The sequence below is a fragment of the Burkholderia sp. AU27893 genome, from assembly GCF_002223205.1.
In the GTDB taxonomy this organism is placed as follows: domain Bacteria; phylum Pseudomonadota; class Gammaproteobacteria; order Burkholderiales; family Burkholderiaceae; genus Burkholderia.
In genome coordinates, this window is the sequence record NZ_NKFD01000004.1 from 1,168,129 (window position 1) to 1,191,053 (window position 22,925).

A 22,925-nucleotide genomic window follows, 5' to 3' on the forward strand; every position below is an offset into this window, starting at 1 on the left:
CCTCTTTTGCATGAGATCGCCGCCCTCATCGTGCTATACGCGACACGTCGCCCCCTGTCGATGTATCGCCAGACGAATGCGGTCGGTTCCGATGGATCGACCTTGATGGTCGCTTACCCGAGCGGCACGACACTCCCGAGCAGAATCCGCACGAGCGTCGCCTGGCGCGTGACACCCGTCTTCGAGAAGATCGCGCGCAGATGGGTGCGCGCCGTGTTCTTGCTGATCCCCGATTCCTCCGCGGCTTCCTCGAGCGTCAGCCCGTTCGTCAGCAGCAGCGCGAGCGACGTCTCGGCGGGCGTCAGGTCGAACAGCTTGCGGATGATCTCCTGCGCGCCCTGCGGCTTGCGGTCGGGATCGCGCAGGAACAGCGTGACGGCAGGCCGCCGCTTGTTGTCCTCCGACCAGTCGGACAGTAGCACCGTGCGCACCAGCAGCCCGAGGCGCGGCTTGTCGAAGCTGCGTGTGATCGGCATCGCCTCGACGGTTGCCGCGGCCGTGCCGTGGTGCCCCATCACCGCATGGCGGATCAGCCGTTTCAGCGTGCGGTTCTCCTGCGCATCGGTCGCCTCGATCGTGCCGCGCGCAATCGTCAGACCGTTGTTCTGCTTGAGGATCTCGTCGGCCACGCTGTTCAGGTCGATGATCGTGCCGTTCTCGTCGAGCGTGATCGTGCCGATCTGCATCCGGTTGATCGCATTCGCATAGATCGAGCGTTCGACCTCGGCCGTGTCGAGCCGCGAATGCAATTCCACCGCGCGTTTCAAGTGCGGCAGCAGCAGCGCGCAGATCGCCTTGTCGCGCGCGGAAAACTGCTTCGACGCATGGTTGCGGCACACGCGGAAGCGGCACTCGACGCCCGACGCCGTGCGCAGGTCGGCGCCGAGGATATAGCGCACGTCCTGCGGCTTCAGGAACTGCTTGTACAACTCGCTCGACAGCCAGCCGGTGTCGCCGAATACGTCGTCGACCGTGACCACGCGGTCGGCCGGCAGGCCGACGAACGGGTCGAGCGAATAGTAGTAGTTGTTGTACGACGCCTCGCCGTCGCCCGGCACCACCGGGCCGAATTCCGACGCGTGCACGGACAGCGGCGCGCGGCGGTCGCTCGCGGCCGCGCGCAGGATCAGCGTCACGTAGTTCGCCTGCAGCCAGCGCCGGACCAGTTCGAGCGCGCCGGCCCACGGCGGCGTCTCCAGCGGCCCCTGGTAGATGCGCGCCATCAGTTCGCTGAAATCCGCGACGCCGATGTCGGCCTCGTCACTGGTTGCCTGGCTCTCTTGCGGAGCCCATCTCGTCTCCATCAGCACGCTCCATCCTCCATACGACATGTTTCCGGCGCGACCCAACCGCGCCGCCATGATTAAGACGCGTCTAAATTCCGGCGTCATCGGGAGATTCACTGAATGGTGAGAATTGGCCATCCGTGCGAACGAACCATCGTCCGATCGGATGATGTGGCGCCCTGCCCGCTGCGCTGGAATGCCCGTCAGGCCGTGCCGGCAAGCGTCCGGCGCGGACTCAGGGAAAACCGCGACACGGGTTTACCTGATTCAAAACGCATCCGATTCAGACAGGAGTCCCCATGCCGCTCGACCCACAGGCGCAGGCGCTGCTCGCCGCGTTTGCCCAGGCACCCGCGATCGATTTCGCGCAGCTGACCGTTCCCGCATATCGCGCGAGCCTTGCCGCCGGCGGCACGTTTGCCCCGGGCGATGCCGTCGCCGCCGAAGAGGACTGGCGGATTCCGCTGTCGGGCCGTCAGTTGTCCGCACGGCTGTATCGGCCCGCCGCCGATGGGCCGTTGCCGCTGACCGTGTTTTTCCACGGCGGCGGCTTCGTGTCGTGCGGAATCGATACGCATGCGAACCTGTGCCGCAGCCTCGCCACCCGGGCGCGCACGCTCGTGCTGTCGGTCGACTACCGGCTTGCGCCCGAGGCGCGCTTCCCGGCGGCCGCGCACGACGCATGCGACGCGGTGCGCTGGGCCGCCGCCAGTGCGCGCGATCTCGGCGCGCGCGCCGGGGCGATCGCCGTGGCCGGCGACAGCGCCGGCGGCAATCTCGCGGCCGTCGCCGCGCTGCAGTTGCGCGGCTCGGGCATCGCGATCGCGCACCAGTTGCTGCTGTATCCGGTCGTCGATTGCGCGACCGAGCATCCGTCGTACGAAACGCTCGGCAACGGCTATTTCCTGACGGCGGACGCGATGCGCTGGTTCAAGCACCACTATTTCGACGACGGCGCCGATCGCGCGTCGCCGCTCGCGAGCCCGCTCGCCGCGCCGGACGTCGCAAGCGTGGCGCCGGCGACGATCATCAGCGCCGAATTCGATCCGCTGCGCGACGAGGCCGAAGCGTATGCGCTGCGTCTCGCGCAGGCCGGCACCCCGGTGACGCTCGTGCGCTGGCCGGGCCAGCTTCACGGTTTCGCGAGCATGCTCGGCGCGATCGATGCCGCCGACCGCGCGCTGACCTTCGGCGCCGATGCGCTGCGCCGCGCGTTCGATGTGACGGAGGCACGATGACGCTCGCCGGCACGCTGGAGATCGTCGACGAACTGCGCGCGGGCCGGATGGTCCTGCTCGTCGACGAAGAGGATCGTGAGAACGAAGGCGATCTCGTGATCGCGGCCGATCACGTCACGCCCGACGCGATCAATTTCATGGCGCGCTTCGGGCGCGGGCTGATCTGCCTCACGCTGACCGCCGAGCGCTGCGAACAGCTGAAGCTGCCGCCGATGGCCGATCGTAACGGCACGCCGTTCGGCACCGCGTTCACCGTCAGCATCGAGGCGGCCGAAGGCGTGACGACCGGCATTTCGGCGGCCGATCGCGCCCACACGATCCGTGCGGCGGTGCGGGCCGGCGCCCGCCCGCACGACCTCGTGCAGCCCGGCCACGTGTTCCCGATCGCCGCGCGCCCGGGGGGCGTGCTCGTGCGTGCGGGACACACCGAGGCCGGCTGCGATCTCGCGGCGCTCGCGGGGCTCACGCCCGCGTCGGTGATCTGCGAGGTGATGAACGACGACGGCACGATGGCGCGGCTGCCCGAGCTGAAGGCGTTCGCCGCGCATCACGGGCTAAAGATCGGCACGATCGCCGACCTGATCCATTACCGGCGCGAACACGAATCGCTCGTCGAACGCGTCGGCGAGCGGCCGTTGCATACGCCCTGGGGCCGATTCCGCGCGATCGAGTATCGCGACACCGTGCACGGCGCGCCGCATCTCGCGCTCGTGCGCGGCGAGCCCGATCCGTCGACGCCGGTGCTGACGCGCGTGCACGAATGCCATTCGCTGCTCGACCTGCTCGATGCGGAGCCGTCCGCGCATTCGTGGCCGCTGCACGCCGCGCTGCAACGGATCGACGCGGCCGGCTGCGGAGTGGCGGTGCTGCTCGACTGCGACATGCGTGGCGACGCATTGCGGATGCCGACCGGCCATGCGCGCCGCGACGGACGCGTGACGGGGATCGGCTCGCAGATCCTGCGCGAACTCGGCGTGCGGCGGCTGAACGTGCTGTCGAGCCCGTTCCGGCTGCCGGCGCTGTCGGGGCACGACCTCGAGATCATGGCGTTCATTCCGCTCGGCGACGACGATCCGGAAAGCGCACGGAGCGTGCAGGCGAATCCGCTGCGGGCGGCGTGAGGTGTCGACGCGGGATGGGGGCGGCTTTACGCCTGACAGGCTATCGCTTGTTTTTGGCGGATACGGTCTTTGGTTTGTATTTTGACAACGCCTGCCGCCCGTCCGGCGTCCCGCAGCAATCGTGCTTCCCCGTCGGAGCCGGCATCGAGCGGCGCTTCAAGGTGCTGAGCACGGCTCGGCGCGCATAGGGCGACGAGATCGAGCCACGGCACTGGATCGCGCAGGGCCGGCGCGTCGGCCTGACCGAAGACGACGAAGACGACATGCATGCCGCGATGGCAGCCGTCGTTGCGCGCACGGAACCCGCGATCGCCGGGGCTGCAGCGCAGATCCCGGCGGAGTTGCCCGCGGACGTGGCGGATGCGATCTTCGATGGCATGCGACGGCAGGCCCGCAAGCTGGGCGCGGCCGGGTAGCCTCGGCCGTCGCCCGCGGCGATACGCTACGCGCCGGCGGCGAAGCGCCGGCAATGCTCCAGATACCCCGCCTCATGGCTGCTCACGAGCTGGACGATGCTGTTCCACAGCCACATCGGCGCATCGATCGTCTTCGCGCGGTTGCGGCCGAGTTCGGTGCGCCACGCCGCGCGTGTCGGCTTGTCCATCTGGCGCGCGTGGGCCGCGCCGACCACCGCACCGAGATAGCGCGCGACGTCACGGGCATCGTCCTCGGCGAGCAGATCGATGTCGAGCTTCAGGTCCTGCGGCAGCAGTTCGCGGATCACGACCGCGCGGTCGAGCAGGCGCGCGGCCCGCATCCGCTCGCCGAGGGCCGGCGACAGATGCCGTGCGCCTTCCACGACGCGCTCGGCGTTGTCGCGCGGCATCGTGGCCGTTTCGTCACGCGGTGCAGCGGCCGTCACGCCCTCCTTGATGTCCATCAGACACAGGTCGTCGCCGTCGCTCACGTCGCCGTCGATGTCGAGCAGCACCGCGTAGCGCAGCCGTCCCAGCGAACTGCAGCCCTTCACCCAGTACGCCGCGTCGAGCACGTCGACCTTGCCCCCGTCCTTGCGGCCCTTGAGGCTCGTCGCGAGTGTCGCGATCGCCTCGTCGCCGAACAGCTTGCCGATCGCACGGGACTCCTTCGCACTCAGCGGCCAGAAGCGACGGCCAAGCGGAATCGTCGGCGCGAGCCCTTCGATCCGCTCGACCGCGAGTTGCCGCCACGAGCGGCGCATGGCCTGCTTCATCACGAGGTGCACGGGCTCGGGCCGTTCGGGCAGCTTCGCGTTGCGACTGCCGAATGCCGATGCATAACCCGCCGTCATCGCCTCCATCATGTGCACGATCGTCAGGCCGGCCAGTGCGGACCCGCGCGCGGCCGTCGCCAGCGAAAGCCCGAGGCGGATCAGGTCGTGAACGGGATTGCCGATGACCGTCTGGTCGAGATCCCGGATCTGCACGTCGACCTTCCCTTCGCTGTTCGCGACCGGGCCGAGATTGCCGGTATGGCAGTCGCCGCAGATCCAGATCGACGGCCCGTGCGGCAGTGCGCTGCCGTTGGTTTCGACGAGCCATTCGTAGAAACGCGCCGTATTGCCGCGCACGTACGCGTGAGGTGAACGCGCCATCTTCCGGCGGCGCTGTTCGGTCAGGATCGCCTGGCGCCCGGCGGGTTTCGGCATGCGCTTCTGCTTTTGTTTCTGCTTCGGTTGTGACTGGCTGCTCATGCGGTTCTCCGGATGTTCCTGTCGTGTGCGGCATGCCGCTTCGTCACGATGCCATCGATCGGTGCCTTTCTGCAAACCGGCCGCGTCGCCGATGCCCGAACTCCCGGCTTGCCGTCTCATGCTTCATTCGGCCCGATCGGGGCCATCCACCTGGACGATGCGCGCCGGTGCGGGTTGCGCACAATGACCGTCGAACCCATTCCCGACGTCTCCCCGACATGGAACCCACCGAACCGTCCCCCGCGTTCAGCCCGCTGCAGATCGGCCCGCTGACGCTGCGCAACCGCCTGATCAAGTCCGCCACCAACGAGGGCATGACGCCGAACGGTGTGCCGTCGCGCGCGCTCGTCCGGTTTCACGAACGCATCGCCGAAGGGGGCGCCGCGCTGACGACCGTCGCGTACTGCGCGATCAGCGACGACGGCCGCACCTTCGTCGACCAGGCGCGGCTCGACGCGCCGACGGTCCGCCAGTTCCGCGCGCTGACCGACGCCGTCCATCGCCACGGCGCCGCCGCATCCGCGCAGATCACGCACGGCGGATGCTTCACGTTCTTGCCGTCGCTGTCGACCAAACGGCCATTGAGCGCGTCGGGCGGCTTCAACAAGGTCGGCGTGATGAGCGGCCGCTTCCTGAAGCAGGCGATGACGCGCGACCAGATGTCGCTCATCGCCGATGAATTCGCGCAGGCCGCACGCCATGCGCGCGACGCCGGCTTCGATGCAGTCGAGATCCACATGGGGCACGGCTATCTGCTCAGCCAGTTCCTGTCGCCGCTGTACAACCGCCGCCGCGATGCATATGGCGGCGACGCGGCGCGGCGTGCCGCGTTCCCGGTCGAGGTGCTGCGCCGCGTGCTCGATGCGGTGGGCCGCGACCTCGCCGTCGTCTGCAAGCTCGGCGTGACCGAAGGCGTGCGCGGCGGCGGTACGACCGACGACGCTTGCGAAGTCGCGCGGCGGCTCGAAGCCGAAGGCGCGCACCTGCTCGTGCTCAGTGGCGGGATGAACGTCGAATCGGTGTGGCAGTTGTTCGGCAGCCCGTTGCCCGGCGATGCGCGCGCGAATGCCGACAACGTGATCGTGCGCGCGGCAATGGCGCTGCAGAAGCTCACCGAGCCGAAGATGGGTGCGTTTCGGGAGATGTATTTCCTCGAGCACTCGAGGAAGGTGCGCGCGGCCGTCAGGATGCCGCTCGCTTACCTCGGCGGCGTGCGTTCACGCGCGAACGTCGAGCGGGCGATGCGCGAAGGGTTCGACGCGGTGGCGCTCGCACGCGCGCTCGTGTTCGAGCCGGATTTCGTCAACGGGCTGCGCGACGGCCGGCTCGCGCAGTCGGGCTGCACGTCGTGCAACCGCTGTGTCGTGTCGATGTACACGCCGGGCGGCACCGCGTGCGTGCTGCGCGAACCGAATGACCCCGCTCCGAACCGCGTGCCGGCCGCTGGCGCGTGAGGCTTGACGTGTAACGCGTGATGCCCGACGCCTGACGCCCGATGCCTGATGCCTGATGCCTGATGCGGGCGCCGCGGCCGCTCAGCCGGCGTCGCGCGCGCGGGCGAGTGCCGCGAGATTCCCTTCCCCGAACCCGTGGTGCCCCTTGCGCTGCACGATTTCGAAGAAGATCTCGCCGGGCCGGCGTTTGACAAAGGTCTGGAAGAACAGGCGCGGCACGCCGTCGCTGCCGATCTCGCCGTCGACCAGCACCGCGCGACGGCGCAGCGCGCCGAGGTCAACGCCGTGCCCCGGCAGCCGTGCGTCGACGTCGTCGTAATAGCGGGCCGGCGGCTCGACGAATTCGACGCCGTTCGCCCGCAGCGCATCGACGCAGGACAGGATGTCGTCGGTGGCCAGCGCGACGTGCTGCACGCCCTCGCCGGGGTGGTCGGGCAGGTACGCATGCATCAGTTGGGTGCGCCGCGTGCCTTCCTCATAGACCGGAATCCGCACCGCGCCGCACGGCGACACCATCACGCGCGATTCCTCCGACACGTGCCAGTGCGCGTCGATTTCGTGGATCTCGCGAAAATGCAGCAGGTCGTGGTAGAAATCCAGCCACTCCTGCATGCGCCCTGCGCCGACGGTCTGCGTGAAATGATCGACCTGCTGCAGCCCGACACCCACGCAGTCGAGGTCGGTATGCGCGGTTGCGATGTCGATCGGCCGGAAATCGATGTCGAAGATCGAAATATCGCCGACGCCGCCGCGCTGGCCGTCGCGTCCGCGCCAGCGGTCGACGAAATAGAGGTGTGAATCGCCGATGCCCTGGATCGCCGGAATCTTCAGCTCGCCGACGCCGACCTTCTCGCCCTCGAACGCCCACGCGCCAAGCTCGATCGCCCGCTCGAACGCGCGCCGGGCGCTGGCCACGCGCAGCCCGATCGCACAGACACCCATTCCATATTCCTCCGCGTAGCGCGCGGCGAACGAATCGGGCTCGGCGTTGATCAGGAAGTGCATCTGCCCTTGCCGGTACAGCGTGACGTTCTTGCTGACGTGCCGTGCGATCGCCTTGAAGCCGAGCTGCTCGAAGCGCTGCGCGAGCGCTTCCGGCACGGGCGCCGCGAATTCGACGAACTCGAGGCCGGCCATCCCGAGCGGATTGGCAGCCGGATCGGCAACGGGCGGCGTATCGCTGGACAGGGGGGGGGAATTGCCGGGCATTCCAGTCTCCGGGGGCATGCGGTCGATGGGGATGGCGCCCGATGCGTGCGGAAGGCGCGGCCAGCGTGGCGACCGGGCATCCCGCCCCGAACGGGCGAGTTTTCAATGCCGCCAATTTTAACCAGTTCGTTCACGGCGGCACACCCTGGCCAAACGGGATATCGTCACGCCGCCTAGTGCAAACCCGAAAATCGTTCGATAATCGCACGGATTTGAACGATAATCGCGCACTCTGTCCGATTGGCCAATTGCCGCCGTGCGGCGCGCGCCCTATTCTCCGTTCACTCATCGACTTCAATGCAGCATCGGACGCGGCGCCGCCACGATTCCACGATGCGCTGTGCCAGGAGACATCGCCATGACCCCAACCTTCGACACCCTCGACGCCGCAGCCGGCGCCCGCGCGCGCAGCCAGGCCCGCAAGGCCGCGATCGGCAGCTTCGTCGGCGCCGTCGTCGACTGGTACGACTTCCTGCTGTACGGGATCGTCGCCGCGCTCGTATTCAATTCCGAGTTCTTCCCGAAAGTGAGCCCGACGATGGGCACGCTCGCGGCGTTCGCGACCTTCGGCGTCGGCTTCCTGTTCCGGCCGCTCGGCGGCGTCGTGTTCGGCCACTACGGCGACCGGCTCGGCCGCAAGCGGATGCTGGTGCTGACCGTGATGCTGATGGGGCTGTCGACGGTCGCGATCGGCCTGCTGCCGGCGTTCTCGACGATCGGCTGGTGGGCGCCCGTGCTGCTGGTGCTGATGCGCGCGATCCAGGGTTTCGCGGTCGGCGGCGAATGGGGCGGCGCGGCGCTGATGGCCGTCGAAAGCGCGCCGAAGCAGAAGAGGGCGTTCTACAGCAGCGGCGTGCAGGTCGGCTACGGCGTCGGCCTCGTGCTGGCCACGGGCATCGTGTCGATCCTGAGCCACACGCTCGGCGAGGCCGCGTTCAAGTCGTGGGGCTGGCGCCTGCCGTTCGTGTTCAGCATCGTGCTCGTGCTGATCGGGCTGTGGGTGCGCAAGAACATGGACGAATCGCAGGAGTTCGTCGAGAAAGTCGAACACGGCAACCGCAAGCTGCGCCTGCCGGTGCTGGAAGCGCTCACGCGCCATCCGAAGGCATTCCTGCTGATCATCGCGCTGCGCCTGGCCGAACTGTTCACGATGTATATCGTCACCGCGTTCGCGCTCAGCTATTCGACGACGAACCTCGGCATGTCGCGCGACCTGTTCCTGAACATCGGCCTGCTGGTGGGCGCGGTGAGCTGCGTGACGATCCCGTGCTTCGCGTGGCTGGCCGACCGCTACGGCCTGCGCCGCATCTACCTGATCGGCGCGCTGATCGGCCTGGCGTCCGCGGTGCCGTTCTTCGTCGCGCTGGAAGCGCGGTCGGTCGCGTGGATCGTGATCTTCTCGATCCTGCTCGCGAACGCCGCGCACGACATGGTCGTGAGCGTCCAGCAGCCGCTGTTTACCGAGTTGTTCGGCGCCGAGTACCGCTACAGCGGCGCGGGCGTCGGCTACCAGTTCGCGAGCGTGGTCGGCGGCGGGTTCACGCCGTTCATCGCGGTCGGCCTCGTCAGCGTCGCCGGCGGCTCGTGGCACCTCGTCGCCGGTTATCTCGCGGTGGGCTGCCTGATCTCGCTGGTGGTCGCTGCGCGGATGCGGGCGGCGCAGTAACACCCTGACCGGATGGCCGGCCCGATGCGCGGCCGGCCATCCCGCGTGGCTCGACGATGACCTGCAACGGCGCCGCTGCGTCGCGTTCGGGCGCACGACGTCAAACACTGTCAGTTACACGCGTCGATTCCCCCTTTTCCCCTCTGAACATTCCACGCCGCCCGCCGACCAATGGCATCATATGGGCCTACGTCAGTCACCGATACGCCCCCATATCATGTCGAATCTCATCGTCCACGGCGGCACTCCGCTGCGCGGGGACATCAAGCCGTCCGCGAACAAGAACGCCGTCCTGCCGATTCTGTGCGCCACCCTGTTGACCGATCAGCCGCTGCGCCTTATCGGCGTGCCGGACATCACCGACGTGCGCAAGATCCTCGACATCTTCCGCACGCTCGGCAGCGACGTGTCGGTCGACTTCACGACGGGCCTGCTCGAACTCCACCATCGCAACACGAAATTCGATCCGGCCGTACACCGGCTGCCGGAAGCGATGCGCTCGTCGATCATGCTGATCCCGCCGCTGCTCGCGCGCTTCGGCGTCGCGCGGCTCGAGAACGACGTGAAGGGCTGCACGCTCGGCGTGCGCGAGATCGATCCGCACGTCGAGGTGTTCGAGCGCTTCGGCGCGCATATCGAGCGCACGCCCGATTCGCTGATCGTCCGCACCGACGGCCCGCTGACGGCCAACGACCACTGGCTCGACTACGCGTCGGTGACGACCACCGAGAACTTCGCGCTGTGCGCGACGGCTGCCAACGGCACGTCGACATTGATGAACGCCGCGTCCGAGCCGCACGTGCAGGAGTTCAGCCAGTTCCTCGCGATGATCGGCGTCGCGATCGAAGGCATCGGCACGTCGCGGCTGTGCGTGACGGGCGGCGGCAAGCTCGGCGGCGGCGAGTTCCGCTTCGCCGAGGATTTCCATGAAATCGCGACGTTCCTCGCGCTCGGCGCGATCACCGGCGGCGACATCACGGTGCGCAACTCGTCGCCCGAACATTTCCCGCTGATCGACCGCACGTTCGCGAAGTTCGGCGTGACCGTCACGCACCGCGACGGCTGGTCGCGCGCGGAACGCGACGGCCCGCTGCGCGTGCGCCGGCCGTTCACGCAGAACATCCTCACCAAGGTCGAAGCCGCGCCGTGGCCGTACCTGCCGGTCGACCTGCTGCCGATCTTCATCGCACTCGGCGTGCGTGCGGAAGGCAGCGCGATGTTCTGGAACAAGGTGTACGACGGCGCGCTCGGCTGGTCCGGCGAACTGTCGAAGTTCGGCGCGCACGTGCTGCTGTCCGATCCGCACCGGCTGATCACGTTCGGCGGCCTGCAACTGACGCCGGCGCGCGTCGAGAGCCCGTACATCATCCGCGTCGCGATCGCGCTGCTGATGGTGGCCGCGAGTATCGAAGGCCGCTCGGAAATCATGAACGCGCTGCCGATCCGCCGCGCGCACCCGCACTTCGTCGAGAACCTGCGCTCGGTCGGCGCGAACGTCGAGTGGACGAGCAGCGAATAAAGCCCTGACGGTACGGCGCGCGCGCTGCGAGCGGCCGTACCACCCGCCACACCCGGCCGGCGCCTGCGCCGGCCGCTCCTTCCTGCTTTACTCGCCTCCCCCGCAATCGACATCGCCGCCGCCCATGTGGTCGAAGCCGTAGAGCATCACGGCCGTCGTGCCGCGCGCGGAATTGCTTGGGCGTTTCGCCAAGCTTTCGTCGAGCGGAGACGACGGATACTGGACACTCGTGTCCATCAGGTTGCCCGGCTCCGAGCGCAACTCCGCTTCGGTCAGCTTGCTCCCTTCCGCGCGCGGCAGCCCGAACGCCTTGCGTACGTCCGCTTCGTTCCACGTCCCCTTCAGCGTGACGGTGACCATCTGCAGCCTGCCTTGCTCCCAGTCGAGATCGACCTTCGTCGCGAGCGGATGCACGCTGGCCGCGAGCCGGTCGGGGAACGTCGGGCCCTCGTAGTAGGCCTTCGTGTTCCTGCATGCGTCGCCGGTGTTCCGGTACTTCTTCAACGCGCAATTGAAGCGCTTGTCACGGTAGCCGAAGGCCGTTTCGACGTAGCAGCCGAATTTCGGTGACGTCATGCGCGGCCACGCACGGACGTCGGCGGCCGGACGCGGCAATGACGTGTCAGCCGAGGAATGGGCCGCGGCAAGTAACGGCACGAATGCGGCGTACGCGATAAACAGGGATCGTCGGGTTTTCATGTCCAGTTCAAGTCGATGCCGCGTTTGGCCCGATGTCATGTTCAGACGCACGGGGCGGGCGACGCGGAAACCATCGGGGTGGGGATCGGCTGGTACCAGATTCGTACGCGTCCAATTGCCCGAATTCGCCGGGCCACGGATTCTAACGTCCTGTTTCCGACTCCGCGATTTTCAACACCCGAATTCGAGATGATCGGGACGGCAACGCCCCCGAATTCAAATCGGGAATCAATCGGGCCACCTACTTTCCTCAAACCGTATGAAACCGAAGTTCGACCTGCTGTCGATGCGCGAAGTATGGATAGACGCTTACCTCACCGGCGACGTCGAGCAATTGGCCTATGTGGAAAGCGCTCATTTCTTCGTCAAACATGGCGAACTGACAAAGACGAAGCAACAGCAACTTGCCCGCCTGAGGACTTTCGCAGCCGAGTATGTTTCGCGCATGTCGGGCATGACGTACGTAGACGAATCGCGGTGCATTACCGAATACGGCGAATGGGCGACGATATCCGGGATTTGCGCGATGCGGAAAAACGATCAGATTTTCGAGCGAAACGCATTTACCGAGTTATGGGTAGTTGACGACGGACGATGGCAAGTCGCCGCTCTGTGTTACAGGCACCTCCCACACTCGGTCGGCGCGAACGTCGGGTGGACGAGCGGCGAGTAAGGCCGCACCGGAGGGGGTATGCCCCGCCTCCGGCTCCCTTCCTTCCATATGCGACCGACACCAGGATACTGGCGAGCCCCGCCCGACCGCGAATCTCGGTCAGCGGGTGGAAGCAGTCTGTCGGCGCCATCCCCCGAACCCGTCGCAATTCACGCGAACGGATTTTTCAGCACCGGCCCGCCCTCCACACACAAGCCGTCAGGCATGTCCGCGGTATAGAGGTATTCACAGCCCTCGATCGAAGCGCTTGCAACGATACATGCGTCGTAAAAGGACAAGCCGTGGCGCTCCGCCAGCTTTCGCCCCAGGTCGTGTGTATCGACCGAGATCGGCACGACACGGCACAAACTCCTGATCGGCTCCAGAAACTGCCCGACGTCGATCCACGGCATCCGCAATTTGCGACTGCAGACACTGGCTACCTCGTTCAGTACCTGGACATTGATCGTCGGCCGCCGAAGCAGGAGCGACTCTGCCAGGTTCGCCTTGTGATCGTCCTCGGACAACAGGTAAAGCACGACGTTGCTGTCGACGAACGATCGCGTCGCATCAGTCCCGCTCATTCGCGTCATCCCGGCTGAACTTGAAATCGGCGGGCAACTTGCCACGGAAACGCCGCAACCGCTGCAGAAGCTCTTCGGGCCTGGGCTTGCGACTCACGGCGAAAACGCGCGGGCTATCGACCACGATTTCGATGTCGTCACCTTCGCGAAGCTCCAGAGCGTCGACCACACTGGCCGGAAGGCGGACGGCCAGGCTATTGCCCCACTTTGCGACCTGCATATAGACCTCCTTGGATATACATCTTCGATTGCATATCCAGGCCTTCCGTTTGCATAGCTGGCCAAATGGGGGATCACGTCTTCCGCACGTGATTCATCTGAAAAAGTGCGCGATAATCGCCCATTCGCGCGCGATTACCGCGCATTCCGACGCCTGCTCACGACGATGAAAAAGCCCGAACTCGACCGACGCGACTGGATTGCCGGCCTCGAAAAAGGCCTGGCGATCCTCGAGGCGTTCGACAGCCAGCATGCGCGCATGACGCCCACCCAGGCCGCCGCGCGCACCGGCCTCACGCGCACGGCCGCGCGGCGCTACCTGCTGACGCTCGAATCACTCGGCTACGTGTACACCGACGGCAAGCTGTACGGTCTCACGCCGCGCGTGCTGCGGGTCGGCTGGTCGTACTTCGATTCGGCTCGCCTGCCGCGCACGGTCCAGGCCTATCTGCAGCAATTGAGCGCATCGCTGAACGAGTCCGCGTACGTGAGCGTGCTCGACGACTGGGAACTCGTGTTCATCGCGCGCAACGGCGTGTCGCGGGTGATGACGACCGGCTTCGTGCTCGGCGCGCGCGTGCCGGCGCCGCTGACGTCGCCCGGCGTCGTGCTGCTCGCCCATCATCCGGATCGCGAAGCCGTGCGCGCGTGGCTCGACGACACCGAACTGCCGCCGTTCACGCCGCACACGATCACCAACAAGGCGCGCCTGCTCGAACAGGTCGACCAGGCACGCGACGCCGGTTTCGCGGCGATCGAACAGCAATTGCAGGTCGGCGTGCGCGGGATCGCGGTGCCGTTGAAGAACCGTCACGGTGAAGTGGTCGCCGCGCTGAGCACCAACATGCCGATCGGCGCGGAGACGACCGACGCGGCCGTGCGGCGCGTCCTGCCGCATCTGCAGGAAACCGCGCTCGCGATGCTGAATGTGCTGTAGCGGCAGCCCTCACCCAGGCCGCGTCCGCGGCCGCCCGATCTCGCTACGCGACGGATGGCGCTCACCTGCCGGAATCCGCAGTCTGCCGGCAGCGCCTCGTCCGTCTCACCCGATCCGCCACCACCGCGGCAGCAGGTCGCGCACTTCGCGCCGCCGGTAACGGTCGTCGATCAGGTGTACGACACCTTCGTCGTGCTCGGTGCGGATCACGCGCCCGGCCGCCTGCACGACCTTCTGCAAGCCCGGGTACAGGTACATGTAGTCGTAGCCGTTGCCGAAGCGTGCTTCCATCGCACGCCGCATCTGCTCGTTGACGTCGTTGACCTGCGGCAACCCCAGTGTCGCGATGAACGCGCCGATCAGGCGCTCGCCGACCAGGTCCACGCCTTCCGAGAATGCCCCGCCCAGCACCGCGAAGCCGACGCCGCGCCCGCCAGCGTCGAAGCGGGCGAGAAAGGCGTCGCGCTCGCTTTCCGCCATGCCGGGCGCCTGCGCCCAGACGGGCACGTCCGGATGCCGCGTCTGCATCAGCGCGACCACGCGCCCCAGGTAGTCGAAGCTGCTCAGGAAGCCGAGATAGTTGCCGGGCCGCGTCGCGTATTGCGCGGCGATCAGGTCGGCGATCGGTTCGAGCGAACGCTCGCGGTCGCGCCAGCGCGTCGACACGTGGCTCGCGACGCGCACCGTGAGTTGCTCGGCGCGGAACGGCCCGTCGACGTCGAGCCAGCCCGTGTCGCCGGGCAACCCAAGCGTGTCGCGATAGAAATGAAACGGGCTCAGCGTGCCCGAGAACAGCACGGTCGCGCACGCGGCTTCGTAGCGCGGCGCGAGAAAGCCGGCCGGAATCACGTTGCGCACGCACAGCGTCGACTGGACGCGGCGCCGGCGGCCGGCCGACGCCACGCCGTCCAGCGCCGGCTGGCGCGGCATCGGTTCGCCGTGCATCGTCGCGTCGAAGATCGACGCGCTGTCGAACGCTTCGGCCAGCACGCCGAACTGGATCGCCTCGAAATGAAACCGCAGCAGTGCATCGCCGTTCGCGCGCGGCGCGTCGGCCAGGTGTTCGCCGATTGCCGCGACGAGGTTCTGCACGGCCGACACGATCGGGCCCGGGATCTCCGGATACGCGGCATAGCGCTCGGCCTGCGCGCGACTGACCGAGCCCCAGGCGCGGGCGAGCCGGTCGAACGCCTTGCGCAGCGCCCCAGGCGCAATCTCGCGGGCCGCCGCGAACGCGAACGGATCGAGCGACGCGCTGTACATCTTCCTCGCGCGATCGAGCAGGTTGTGCGCTTCGTCGACGAGCACGCCGACACGCCACTGGTTCTGCTGCGCGAGCGTGTGCAGCATCGCGCTGCCGTCGTAGTAGTAGTTGTAGTCGCCGATCACCATGTCGGACCAGCGCGCGAGCTCCTGCGACAGGTAGTACGGGCAGACGTCGTGCGCGAGCGCCGCTGCGCGCACGGTCTCGCGGTCGAGCAGCCCGGCCTCGATGGCCGCATCGCGCGCGGCCGGCAGCCGGTCGTAGAAGCCTTTCGCGAGCGGACACGATTCGCCGTGGCATGCGCTGTCCGGATGCTCGCACGCCTTGTCGCGCGCGACGAGTTCCAGCACGCGCAGCGGCAGCGCCGGCGTGCCGGCGCCGAGCGTCGTCGCCGCTTCGAGCGCGAGCGCGCGGCCGGGTGTCTTCGCGGTCAGGAAGTACACGTGATCGAGCTCGCCCTCGCCGCAGGCCTTCAGCAGCGGAAACACGGTGCCGAGCGTCTTGCCGATGCCGGTCGGCGCCTGCGCCATCAGGCACCGCTCGTCGCGTGCCGCGCGATAGACGGCCACCGCCAGCTCGCGCTGGCCGCTGCGGAACTGACCGTGCGGAAACGCCAGCGCGCGCAGCGCCGCATCGCGCGCTGCCCGATGGGCCGTCTCGCGCTCGGCCCAGCCGACGAAGCACGCGCACTGCTCGGCAAAGAACGTTGCAAGCTCGGCCGCGCCCAGCGTTTGCGTCAGCACCGTCTCGCGCTCGGACACGATGTCGAAATAGACGAGCGCGACGTCGATTTCCGGGAGGCTGCGCGCGTCGCACATCAGGTGCGCGTAGACCTTTGCCTGCGCCCAGTGCAGCGCGCGGTGGTTGTCGGGCATCGCATCGAGGCTGCCGCGATAGGTCTTGATTTCCTCGAGACGGTTCGCCACCGGGTCGTAGCCGTCCGCGCGGCCGCGCACGGTGAGCGTGCCCCAGGTGCCCGTCAGCGCGATCTCGGTTTCGTAGCGGGCGCCGCGGTTCGACGTGACCGCACCGTGGCCGGCGATGCCTTCGAGCGCGGTCGGCGCGGGTGTGAAGCGCAGGTCGAGGTCGCCGCGTCGCGCGGTGAACTCGCACATCGCCCGCACCGCGACAACGTAGCTCATGCGGACAGCCCCGCCGCTTCGGCGTGCGCGACGCCCTCGCCGGCCCACTCGACATCGATCACGCGCACCGGCATGCCGTGCGCGATGCAGTACGCGAGCCAGCGCGTCTGGTTGTCCTGCAGGCGGTCGCCGGGGCCTTTCACCTCGATGAGTTCGTAGCGGCGCTCGCCGGGCCAGAAACGGACGAGATCGGGCAACCCCGAGCGGTTGCTGCGGATATCCGCGAGCAGGCGCGTGAACCACAGCCGCAGGTGCTCGGGCGGCAGGCACGCGAGCGCTTCGTCTAGCAACGCGTCCGTCAGCACGCCCCAGAACACGAACGGCGATTGCAGTCCGGCTTTCGTCGCGAAATGCCGGCGGATCGTGTCGCGATAGGCGCCCGAATCGAGCTGCGCAAAGCACGCGGCGAACGCTTCCGCACGACGCGCGACGAAATCGGGTGCGTGCAGATCGGCCGGGCCGCGCTGGAACGGGTGGAAGAACGCACCGGGCACCGCGGCGAACACGGGCTCCCAGCACAGCAGCCCGAACAGCGAATTGATCAGCGTGTTTTCGACGTAGTGAACCGGCGAAGCCGGTTGCGCAAGATGGTCGCGCACCGCGAATTCGACGCTGACGAACGCATCGGGGCGCGCGATCACGAGCGTCTCGCGCGGCACGTCGGCCGCCGCGGCAGCCCGTTCGACGCGCTGGCCGAGCCGGCGCTGCAGGCGCGGCAGCATCCGCTCGACACGCTGGCGCTCCTCGTCGCTCTCGAAGCCGCCGCGCGCATCGAGCGCCAGCGCGAGCGCCTCGTCGTCACGCCCGCAGCGTTCGAGCACACGGATGCGCCGATGGCGGCTGCCGGGCCACGCGCTGCGCGCATACGCGTCGAGCGCGCCGTCCCAGTCGGCCCGGCGCTCACACGTCTGCCCGAGCGCGAACAGCAGCTTCGCACGACGCGTCGCGAGCCAGGGCTGGCCGCAACCGACCGCGTCGATCGCGCGCATCAGGTCGTCGAACGGCAGATCGTCGGGCCACGCGTCGAGCGCGTCGCGACACGTCTGCAGCGCGAGATACGCATCGACGTCGCCGCGCTGCTGGAACGCCCGCGACGACGGCGCGATCGGCACGCTTTCGTACTGGAACACGCCGAGATCGGCGAGCACGAACTCGCTCCAGTCCTGATGGAGATTGCCGAAGAACATCAGGCGCAACCGGTCGCACAGCGCGCCGACCGTCACGCGCAGCACGCGGTCGCCGGCCTGCGCGCACCACGCGTCGAGCGGTTGCGCGACGTCGTGCGCGGGCCGCAGCCGCTCGAGCCATTCGGGCTTGCGCCCGCCCGCATGCGCGGCGAGTGCCGGAAAGATGCGCAGCAGATCGGCCTTGGTCGACAGCGCGAACAGTTCGTCGAGCGTCAGCGCAGGCGCCGGATCGACCCAGCCGAGTGCGACGAGCGGCGCAACCGCGTCGAGCGCGCAGCCGATTTCGTCGTAGACGAGCTTGCTGGCGCGGAAGTCGGAGCCGTTGCGCATCAGCATCCGCACGAGCAGCGCGCGCGACGCCTGCGGCAGCGTCGCGAACTGGCGGACGAACGCGTGCTCGTGTGCGTCGAACAGGTCGCCGTAACGCGCGCCGAGCCAGGCCAGCGCGCGTTCGAAATTGGTTAGGTAGTAAAACGCCGGGGGCGTCGGCGATGCAGGTGTCACGGGGATCGATCACTGTACATTTGTACAGGTCGGAATCATATCAAATGTGACGGCAACTGCCGCACGCCCCGTCGGCGATTGGCCCCCGGCCCCCGCTCAAAACTGGTAATTCACCGACATGTCGAACACGCCGTTGGTCCTCTGCTGCGTGATCGGGCTGTGCGCGGCGCGGCCGACGAGTTGCTCGAGCGCGCCGTCGATCGTCACGAACCAGTGCTTGTTCACGAACCAGGCCATCGTCACGCCCGCGCCGACCGACTTGAGCCCGGCCCCCGACGAATAGGCCGGCAACCCGGAACGCGCGGCAGCGCCCGGGCTCACGCCGAACCAGCTGTTCATGTAGCGCGAATCGGCGAACGACACGGTCGGCCCCGCGAACCAGAAGAAATGCTCGTTGCTGCCCGGCAGCGGCATGTATGCGGAAAAATCGCCGACCCAGCCATTCGAGCCGCCGATGCTGCGCCGGACATCCGCGCGCAGCACGAGCGGAAATTCCTTCGAGATCACGTAATCGGCCGCCAGTTTCATCACCGGCGCCGCGTTGATGTTGTCGAGGCCGTTCAGGTGCTGGATGTCGTCGGCCGAGCGGCGCCCGAGGTCGTAACCGACGGACAGGCTCACGCGCCAGTTCGGCCCGCGCAGCACGTTCGCGCCGAGCCCTTCGCCGGTCGACAGGAAGAACAGGTCGCGATAGCGGATATCGACCGTCGGGCCGCCCATCACGCGATAGCGATCGGAGCCCGCATAGCGTGGCTGCAGCGTCATCGCGGCGCCCATGCTGATATCCCAGGTGGAAACATTCGGCTCGAACAGTTTTTGGAGCGGCACACCCGCCGAGTATTGCCACTCGCCGAGCGGTGAAGGCGTCTGGGCCGACGCGTCGCGGGCGCCAACAGCGGCAAGCGCCGCGCTGGCCGACACCGCGGAAACGAACCGGCGTGCGCCGGGTGACAGCAAAGAGCGAGCAACAGTCATCAAGGTCCCCGTCGGTTGCGCGAAACGAACCCGAAGTAAAGGAGCGCACTGCGCCTCTTCGGCTGCAGCGGCTGGCAGCCTGCGGCGCGAACGTAGCGTGCGCTGAATTAACGGACATCCTACGCGACACACGCACGGACGCAAAGCGCCCGCTGCGTGCGGGCACTTTGCCGTACGCGGGACAGTCCGGTGAAGCGGGATGGAATCAGAATCGCTCGACGTGATAGTCGCCGGCCAGCGCGGCCGGACTGCGCGTCGACATCATCCGCGAGAAGCCGTCGGCGAGCCGACCGAGCGCGAGCTGCTTCTGGCTTGCATCCCAGTGCGTATAGGTGTCGTACGCGGCATCGTCGAACGACACGGTGACGGCTGCCGGACGGCCGCTGGCGCGAAAGCCGATCTGCAGCACCCCGCCCGGCAATTCCTCGATGTGATAGTGCAGCGAGCGCGATTCGAAATAGCGGCCCAGCACCTGAGCGATCGCGCGCTTGTCTGGCGATTGCACGTGAATGTCCATGAGGGTCCTCCTTTTTTCAGTGTTCGCGCGGACGGTTGTGATGCACCGCCTCCCGGCATCCGCATCGGTGGCGGCTGCGACGGCGGGTCGCCTTGCGGCAGCCCATCCGGCACGGGCGGATCGACGGGATCGTCGTGCCCGGGCGGCGGCGGGTCCGGGTCGACATCGGGCGTCGTCGGCTCGGGGCGATGCAGCTTGGATGGCGTGTTCATGTCTCTCCTGCGCGACGGCGCGCGCATCTCGATGGCGGCGGCACCGTGCGCAAGCGGCGTGCCCGCTCCTGCGCGCCCGGTTGCCCGCTCCGGCCGGACGCTGTCGCGCGCTCAGTCGTCGTAGGCCGCCATCACCAGCCACATCATGCGGCCTTCCGCGGTCAGCCGTGCCGCGAGCGCGAACCGGTCGGACGGCCTGCATTCGGCGACGAGCGCCCGCTGCGCGCGCTCGGGGCCGTCGTAGACGGTGTCGTTCAGTTCGCGTACCTCGTCCTTGCCGTCGAACATGCGCCGCTCGGGCCGATAGACCAGCGACTCGCGCTTCCACGTGTCAAAACGCTCGCGCACGTGGGCGAAATCGCCGCCGCATACGTTCGCGTCGTAACGTATCCTTTCCCTGGCTGCATTCATCACGATGTCCTCTTGTCCACGCCGACGGCGCAGCGTGGTTGCGCCGCGCCCCGTGCGGTGTCGCCCACGCGCAAGCGTCGTGCCGTCGGCCCGCGCGGGCATGGCGCTTGCGCGTGTATCCATGACCAAGGAGGTTCGACCATGACCGTTCACGCCCCCGGCCGCCACGACGCCGTGTCACCGGCTGCCGGACTGCTCTGGCTCGCCACGTCGCGCCCGCCGTCCGAAGACAAGACGGAAGAACGCATCGACGAGGGCCTCGAGGAGACGTTTCCGGCCAGCGACCCGCCCGCCGTGGGCGGCGCGACCCGTATCGATCCTGCCAAGCCGTCCGGCGAGCACGAACGCCGCTCGCCGCACGTCCCTTCACCGCCCCGCGATCACGGCTGACGGCGGCACCCGGCCCGCGCTGCGCAGCGGCGCAGCGCGGGCCGGAGCAATCCGGAGTTGATCTGATGAAACGCCTTGAACGCAGATGGCATGAAGTCAGCGGCGCCGCCGGCGTCGCCGCGCTGGCAGCGATCGAAAGCGCGGTGGTGCTCGCGATCGTCGCGATGACGGGCATCGGCCACTGACGTCGTGCCCCGCCCGTTCGCGGCGGCGGCCGTGGAAGATGTACAAGCGGGCTGGCAAATTTCTCCGTCGCCCGGCCGGCGAGGCCCGTTCACGCTGATAGCGGCCTGCATCTGCCGAGGCTCGGCGTGTGCGGCTCGCGCGCGGCACGCCATCTGCTCCCCGATAGTCTGGCTCACGAAGGAGACCTTCATGTATCGCGTCACCGAGATCATGTCGCGCGACGTGGTGTGCGTCGCGCCGACCGACACGATTCGCCACGCGGCCGAACTGATGCGGCGCTTCGATATCGGCGTGCTGCCCGTTTGCGACGGCGCCGAACTCGTCGCGATCGTGACCGACCGCGACCTCGCGGTGCGCGGACTGTCGCACGGCCATTCGTCCGATACGCCCGTGCAGGCGGTCGCGTCCCAACCCGTGCAGTGGTGCGTCGAGGACGACGGTGTCGGCGACGTCCAGCAGCGGATGGCCGACGTGCAGTTGCATCGGATGCCGGTGCTCGACCGCAACCGGCGGCTGGTCGGCATCGTGTCGCTCGGCGACATCGCGACGCGCGCGGGCGGCCCCGAGCGCGACGAGCTGGCCAATACGCTCGAGGACGTGTCACTGCCGCGCCGGCGCTGACCGGCGCCCGGGTGCCGCTTCGACCAGGAGGTGTTCGATGACAACGGACAGACCGTCGCGTGACGACACGCGCATCGTCGGCAGCAACCGCCGCACCGCAGGCGGCGGGCCAGGGCCCGACGTGATGGCCGCCCGCACGCTCGAAGGCGATCGCGTGCTGACGATGGATGGCGACGACATCGGCCAGGTCGCCGACATCATGCTCGACGTGCGCGCCGGCCGGATCGCGTATGCGGTCGTGTCGTCCGGCAGCGCGCCGGGGGGCGGCGACAAGCTGCTCGCGGTGCCGTGGAACGTGCTGGTGCTCGACGTCGAGCGCCGATGCTTCGTGCTGCCCGGCCCCACCGAACGCGTGCGCGAAGCCCCCGGCTTCGACAGGAACCGCTGGCCCGCCATGGCCGATCCGGCGTGGGCCGAGGCGCTGCATGCGTACTACGGCAGTTCGCCGTACTGGCTGATCGAGGAAGGAGAAACGGCACTCGACTCCCCGCCTTACGAGGCGTCGCCGGGCGGCCCCGACGCGCCTGAAAGCCCCGACGGCGGCAAGCGGTAGCGCGAATCGGCGCTCAGTGTGCGGCCGCCACCGTCTGCGCGAGTTGCCGGGCGGCGGCCAGGTGCGCCTTCAGCGTCGGCAACGCGCGGGCCGCGAACGCGCGAAGCTGCGGATCGCGGCCGTCGCGCGCTTCCGTTTCGTACAGCCGAATCGCATCTTCATGCGCGCGCGGGCCTGCCACCGCGACATAGGCCGTGTCGAACGCATGCCCTTCCTTGGTTCGCAACGCGGTCACGGCCGGATCGACGAGCATCCGCGACTGAACCGGTACGCCCTTGGTCGCGCCAAGCTGCCGCAATTCGTCGGCGAGCCGCCCGTGATCGTCGACCAGCCGGCGCGCGAACGCCTTCACGTTGGGGTTCGACGAGCGGTCGAGCGCGAGCTGGCTGGCCTGCCGCGCCACCTTGCCGATCATGCCGGCCTTGTCGACGAATTCCGCATCGACACCGGTCGGCCGCTGGGTCATGCCGGCCTCGTCGGGCGTCGTGCCGGGGCGGATGACGCCCGGCGCGACCTGGGCCGACGAAGCCGGTAACGCCTGCGCATGGGCGAGTACGGCGATCGATGCGCCGACGCTCGCGGCCAGCGCGATCGCCGCCGGCCGATGAATCCGATTCGTTTTCATCCGGACCTCCGTGTGGCGCGACGGGGCGGGCCAGCGGCGCGGGTTGCCGTTGCGTCCATCGCGCCGCCTCCCTTCGTCGTGA

23 protein-coding genes and 1 pseudogene are annotated in these 22,925 nt (G+C 68.1%); 11 read left to right on the plus strand and 13 right to left on the minus strand.

Annotation, left to right across the window (positions count from 1 at the left end; genetic code table 11):
- Positions 1 to 113 precede the first annotated feature (113 nt).
- Entirely contained in the window at positions 114 to 1,304 is a 1,191-nt protein-coding gene (locus CFB47_RS25130) for a LuxR family transcriptional regulator (RefSeq protein ID WP_069251570.1), read from the minus strand.
- Positions 1,305 to 1,585: 281 nt separating this feature from the next.
- Between CFB47_RS25130 and CFB47_RS25135 the strand changes: the two genes are divergently transcribed.
- Together CFB47_RS25135 and ribBA are read left to right on the plus strand one after the other, a co-directional pair.
- Positions 1,586 to 2,524 carry an alpha/beta hydrolase gene (locus tag CFB47_RS25135; RefSeq protein ID WP_089462643.1) on the plus strand — a complete coding sequence of 313 codons (939 nt, stop codon included), beginning with the start codon at positions 1,586 to 1,588 and terminating at the stop codon, positions 2,522 to 2,524.
- Positions 2,521 to 3,645 (plus strand): bifunctional 3,4-dihydroxy-2-butanone-4-phosphate synthase/GTP cyclohydrolase II, encoded by a 1,125-nt coding sequence (gene ribBA, locus CFB47_RS25140; RefSeq protein ID WP_089462644.1) that lies wholly within the window; start codon positions 2,521 to 2,523, stop codon positions 3,643 to 3,645. The genes CFB47_RS25135 and ribBA overlap by 4 nt, the downstream gene beginning before the upstream one ends.
- A 26-nt stretch (positions 3,646 to 3,671) precedes the next feature.
- Here ribBA and CFB47_RS40680 read toward each other — a convergent pair whose 3' ends face one another.
- Positions 3,672 to 3,914, minus strand: coding sequence for a hypothetical protein (locus CFB47_RS40680; RefSeq protein WP_105749947.1), 243 nt, complete (start codon positions 3,912 to 3,914; stop codon positions 3,672 to 3,674).
- On the opposite strand from CFB47_RS40680, the pseudogene CFB47_RS25145 reads away from it, so the two are divergent.
- Positions 3,840 to 4,061 (plus strand): annotated as a pseudogene (locus CFB47_RS25145) (type II toxin-antitoxin system HipA family toxin); the annotation flags it as partial. The gene CFB47_RS40680 and the pseudogene CFB47_RS25145 overlap by 75 nt on opposite strands.
- A gap of 26 nt (positions 4,062 to 4,087) precedes the next feature.
- Here CFB47_RS25145 and CFB47_RS25150 read toward each other — a convergent pair.
- Positions 4,088 to 5,317, minus strand: a complete 1,230-nt coding sequence (locus tag CFB47_RS25150) for a DUF2252 family protein (RefSeq protein WP_089458979.1) — start codon at positions 5,315 to 5,317, stop codon at positions 4,088 to 4,090.
- Between the two features lie 218 nt (positions 5,318 to 5,535).
- On the opposite strand from CFB47_RS25150, the gene CFB47_RS25155 reads away from it, so the two are divergent.
- On the plus strand, positions 5,536 to 6,771 hold the full coding sequence (locus CFB47_RS25155) for an NADH:flavin oxidoreductase (protein WP_089462645.1): 1,236 nt from the start codon (positions 5,536 to 5,538) through the stop codon (positions 6,769 to 6,771).
- A gap of 81 nt (positions 6,772 to 6,852) precedes the next feature.
- Here the strand turns inward: CFB47_RS25155 and CFB47_RS25160 are convergent, their stop codons facing one another.
- A complete protein-coding gene (locus CFB47_RS25160; protein ID WP_089462646.1) occupies positions 6,853 to 7,980 on the minus strand; it encodes a 4-hydroxyphenylpyruvate dioxygenase family protein in 1,128 nt (375 codons plus the stop codon).
- A 358-nt stretch (positions 7,981 to 8,338) separates the two neighbouring features.
- Here CFB47_RS25160 and shiA point away from each other — a divergent pair, with 358 nt between their 5' ends.
- Both shiA and CFB47_RS25175 read left to right on the plus strand, forming a co-directional pair.
- Positions 8,339 to 9,646: a shikimate transporter gene (gene shiA / locus CFB47_RS25170; RefSeq protein ID WP_089462647.1), complete on the plus strand. Its 1,308-nt coding sequence runs from the start codon at positions 8,339 to 8,341 to the stop codon at positions 9,644 to 9,646.
- Between the two features lie 217 nt (positions 9,647 to 9,863).
- Positions 9,864 to 11,165: a UDP-N-acetylglucosamine 1-carboxyvinyltransferase gene (locus tag CFB47_RS25175; RefSeq protein WP_089458185.1), complete on the plus strand. Its 1,302-nt coding sequence runs from the start codon at positions 9,864 to 9,866 to the stop codon at positions 11,163 to 11,165.
- An 87-nt stretch (positions 11,166 to 11,252) separates the two neighbouring features.
- On the opposite strand, the gene CFB47_RS25180 is transcribed toward CFB47_RS25175, so the two are convergent.
- A complete protein-coding gene (locus tag CFB47_RS25180) occupies positions 11,253 to 11,741 on the minus strand; it encodes a hypothetical protein (RefSeq protein WP_256946751.1) in 489 nt (162 codons plus the stop codon).
- Positions 11,742 to 12,123: 382 nt separating this feature from the next.
- On the opposite strand from CFB47_RS25180, the gene CFB47_RS25185 reads away from it, so the two are divergent.
- Complete coding sequence (locus tag CFB47_RS25185) at positions 12,124 to 12,537, plus strand: hypothetical protein (RefSeq protein ID WP_089462649.1); 414 nt, start codon at positions 12,124 to 12,126, stop codon at positions 12,535 to 12,537.
- 149 nt (positions 12,538 to 12,686) lie between these two features.
- Here CFB47_RS25185 and CFB47_RS25190 read toward each other — a convergent pair whose 3' ends face one another.
- Both CFB47_RS25190 and CFB47_RS25195 read right to left on the minus strand, forming a co-directional pair.
- Entirely contained in the window at positions 12,687 to 13,100 is a 414-nt protein-coding gene (locus CFB47_RS25190; RefSeq protein ID WP_089462650.1) for a PIN domain-containing protein, read from the minus strand.
- Positions 13,087 to 13,320, minus strand: coding sequence for an AbrB/MazE/SpoVT family DNA-binding domain-containing protein (locus CFB47_RS25195; protein ID WP_089462651.1), 234 nt, complete (start codon positions 13,318 to 13,320; stop codon positions 13,087 to 13,089). Before CFB47_RS25195 ends, CFB47_RS25190 begins: the two co-directional genes overlap by 14 nt.
- 165 nt (positions 13,321 to 13,485) lie before the next feature.
- Between CFB47_RS25195 and CFB47_RS25200 the strand changes: the two genes are divergently transcribed.
- Positions 13,486 to 14,256: an IclR family transcriptional regulator C-terminal domain-containing protein gene (locus CFB47_RS25200; protein WP_089463544.1), complete on the plus strand. Its 771-nt coding sequence runs from the start codon at positions 13,486 to 13,488 to the stop codon at positions 14,254 to 14,256.
- A gap of 105 nt (positions 14,257 to 14,361) precedes the next feature.
- Here CFB47_RS25200 and CFB47_RS25205 read toward each other — a convergent pair whose 3' ends face one another.
- The 5 genes from CFB47_RS25205 to CFB47_RS25225 all read right to left on the minus strand — a co-directional run bounded on the left by CFB47_RS25205 (position 14,362) and on the right by CFB47_RS25225 (position 20,468).
- On the minus strand, positions 14,362 to 16,662 hold the full coding sequence (locus CFB47_RS25205) for an ATP-dependent DNA helicase (protein WP_089462652.1): 2,301 nt from the start codon (positions 16,660 to 16,662) through the stop codon (positions 14,362 to 14,364).
- Complete coding sequence (locus tag CFB47_RS25210) at positions 16,659 to 18,353, minus strand: VRR-NUC domain-containing protein (RefSeq protein ID WP_089462653.1); 1,695 nt, start codon at positions 18,351 to 18,353, stop codon at positions 16,659 to 16,661. Before CFB47_RS25210 ends, CFB47_RS25205 begins: the two co-directional genes overlap by 4 nt.
- A gap of 96 nt (positions 18,354 to 18,449) precedes the next feature.
- A complete protein-coding gene (locus CFB47_RS25215; protein ID WP_089442495.1) occupies positions 18,450 to 19,328 on the minus strand; it encodes a MipA/OmpV family protein in 879 nt (292 codons plus the stop codon).
- A 205-nt stretch (positions 19,329 to 19,533) separates the two neighbouring features.
- Complete coding sequence (locus CFB47_RS25220; RefSeq protein WP_089442496.1) at positions 19,534 to 19,845, minus strand: hypothetical protein; 312 nt, start codon at positions 19,843 to 19,845, stop codon at positions 19,534 to 19,536.
- Between the two features lie 323 nt (positions 19,846 to 20,168).
- Positions 20,169 to 20,468 (minus strand): hypothetical protein, encoded by a 300-nt coding sequence (locus CFB47_RS25225; RefSeq protein WP_089462654.1) that lies wholly within the window; start codon positions 20,466 to 20,468, stop codon positions 20,169 to 20,171.
- A 141-nt stretch (positions 20,469 to 20,609) separates the two neighbouring features.
- Between CFB47_RS25225 and CFB47_RS25230 the strand changes: the two genes are divergently transcribed.
- The 3 genes from CFB47_RS25230 to CFB47_RS25240 all read left to right on the plus strand — a co-directional run bounded on the left by CFB47_RS25230 (position 20,610) and on the right by CFB47_RS25240 (position 22,218).
- Positions 20,610 to 20,858, plus strand: coding sequence for a hypothetical protein (locus CFB47_RS25230; RefSeq protein ID WP_071332608.1), 249 nt, complete (start codon positions 20,610 to 20,612; stop codon positions 20,856 to 20,858).
- A 375-nt stretch (positions 20,859 to 21,233) separates the two neighbouring features.
- A complete protein-coding gene (locus CFB47_RS25235) occupies positions 21,234 to 21,665 on the plus strand; it encodes a CBS domain-containing protein (RefSeq protein WP_089442497.1) in 432 nt (143 codons plus the stop codon).
- A gap of 37 nt (positions 21,666 to 21,702) precedes the next feature.
- Positions 21,703 to 22,218 (plus strand): PRC-barrel domain-containing protein, encoded by a 516-nt coding sequence (locus CFB47_RS25240; RefSeq protein WP_089462655.1) that lies wholly within the window; start codon positions 21,703 to 21,705, stop codon positions 22,216 to 22,218.
- Between the two features lie 13 nt (positions 22,219 to 22,231).
- On the opposite strand, the gene CFB47_RS25245 is transcribed toward CFB47_RS25240, so the two are convergent.
- Positions 22,232 to 22,843, minus strand: coding sequence for a DUF4142 domain-containing protein (locus tag CFB47_RS25245; protein ID WP_089463545.1), 612 nt, complete (start codon positions 22,841 to 22,843; stop codon positions 22,232 to 22,234).
- Positions 22,844 to 22,925 lie beyond the last annotated feature (82 nt).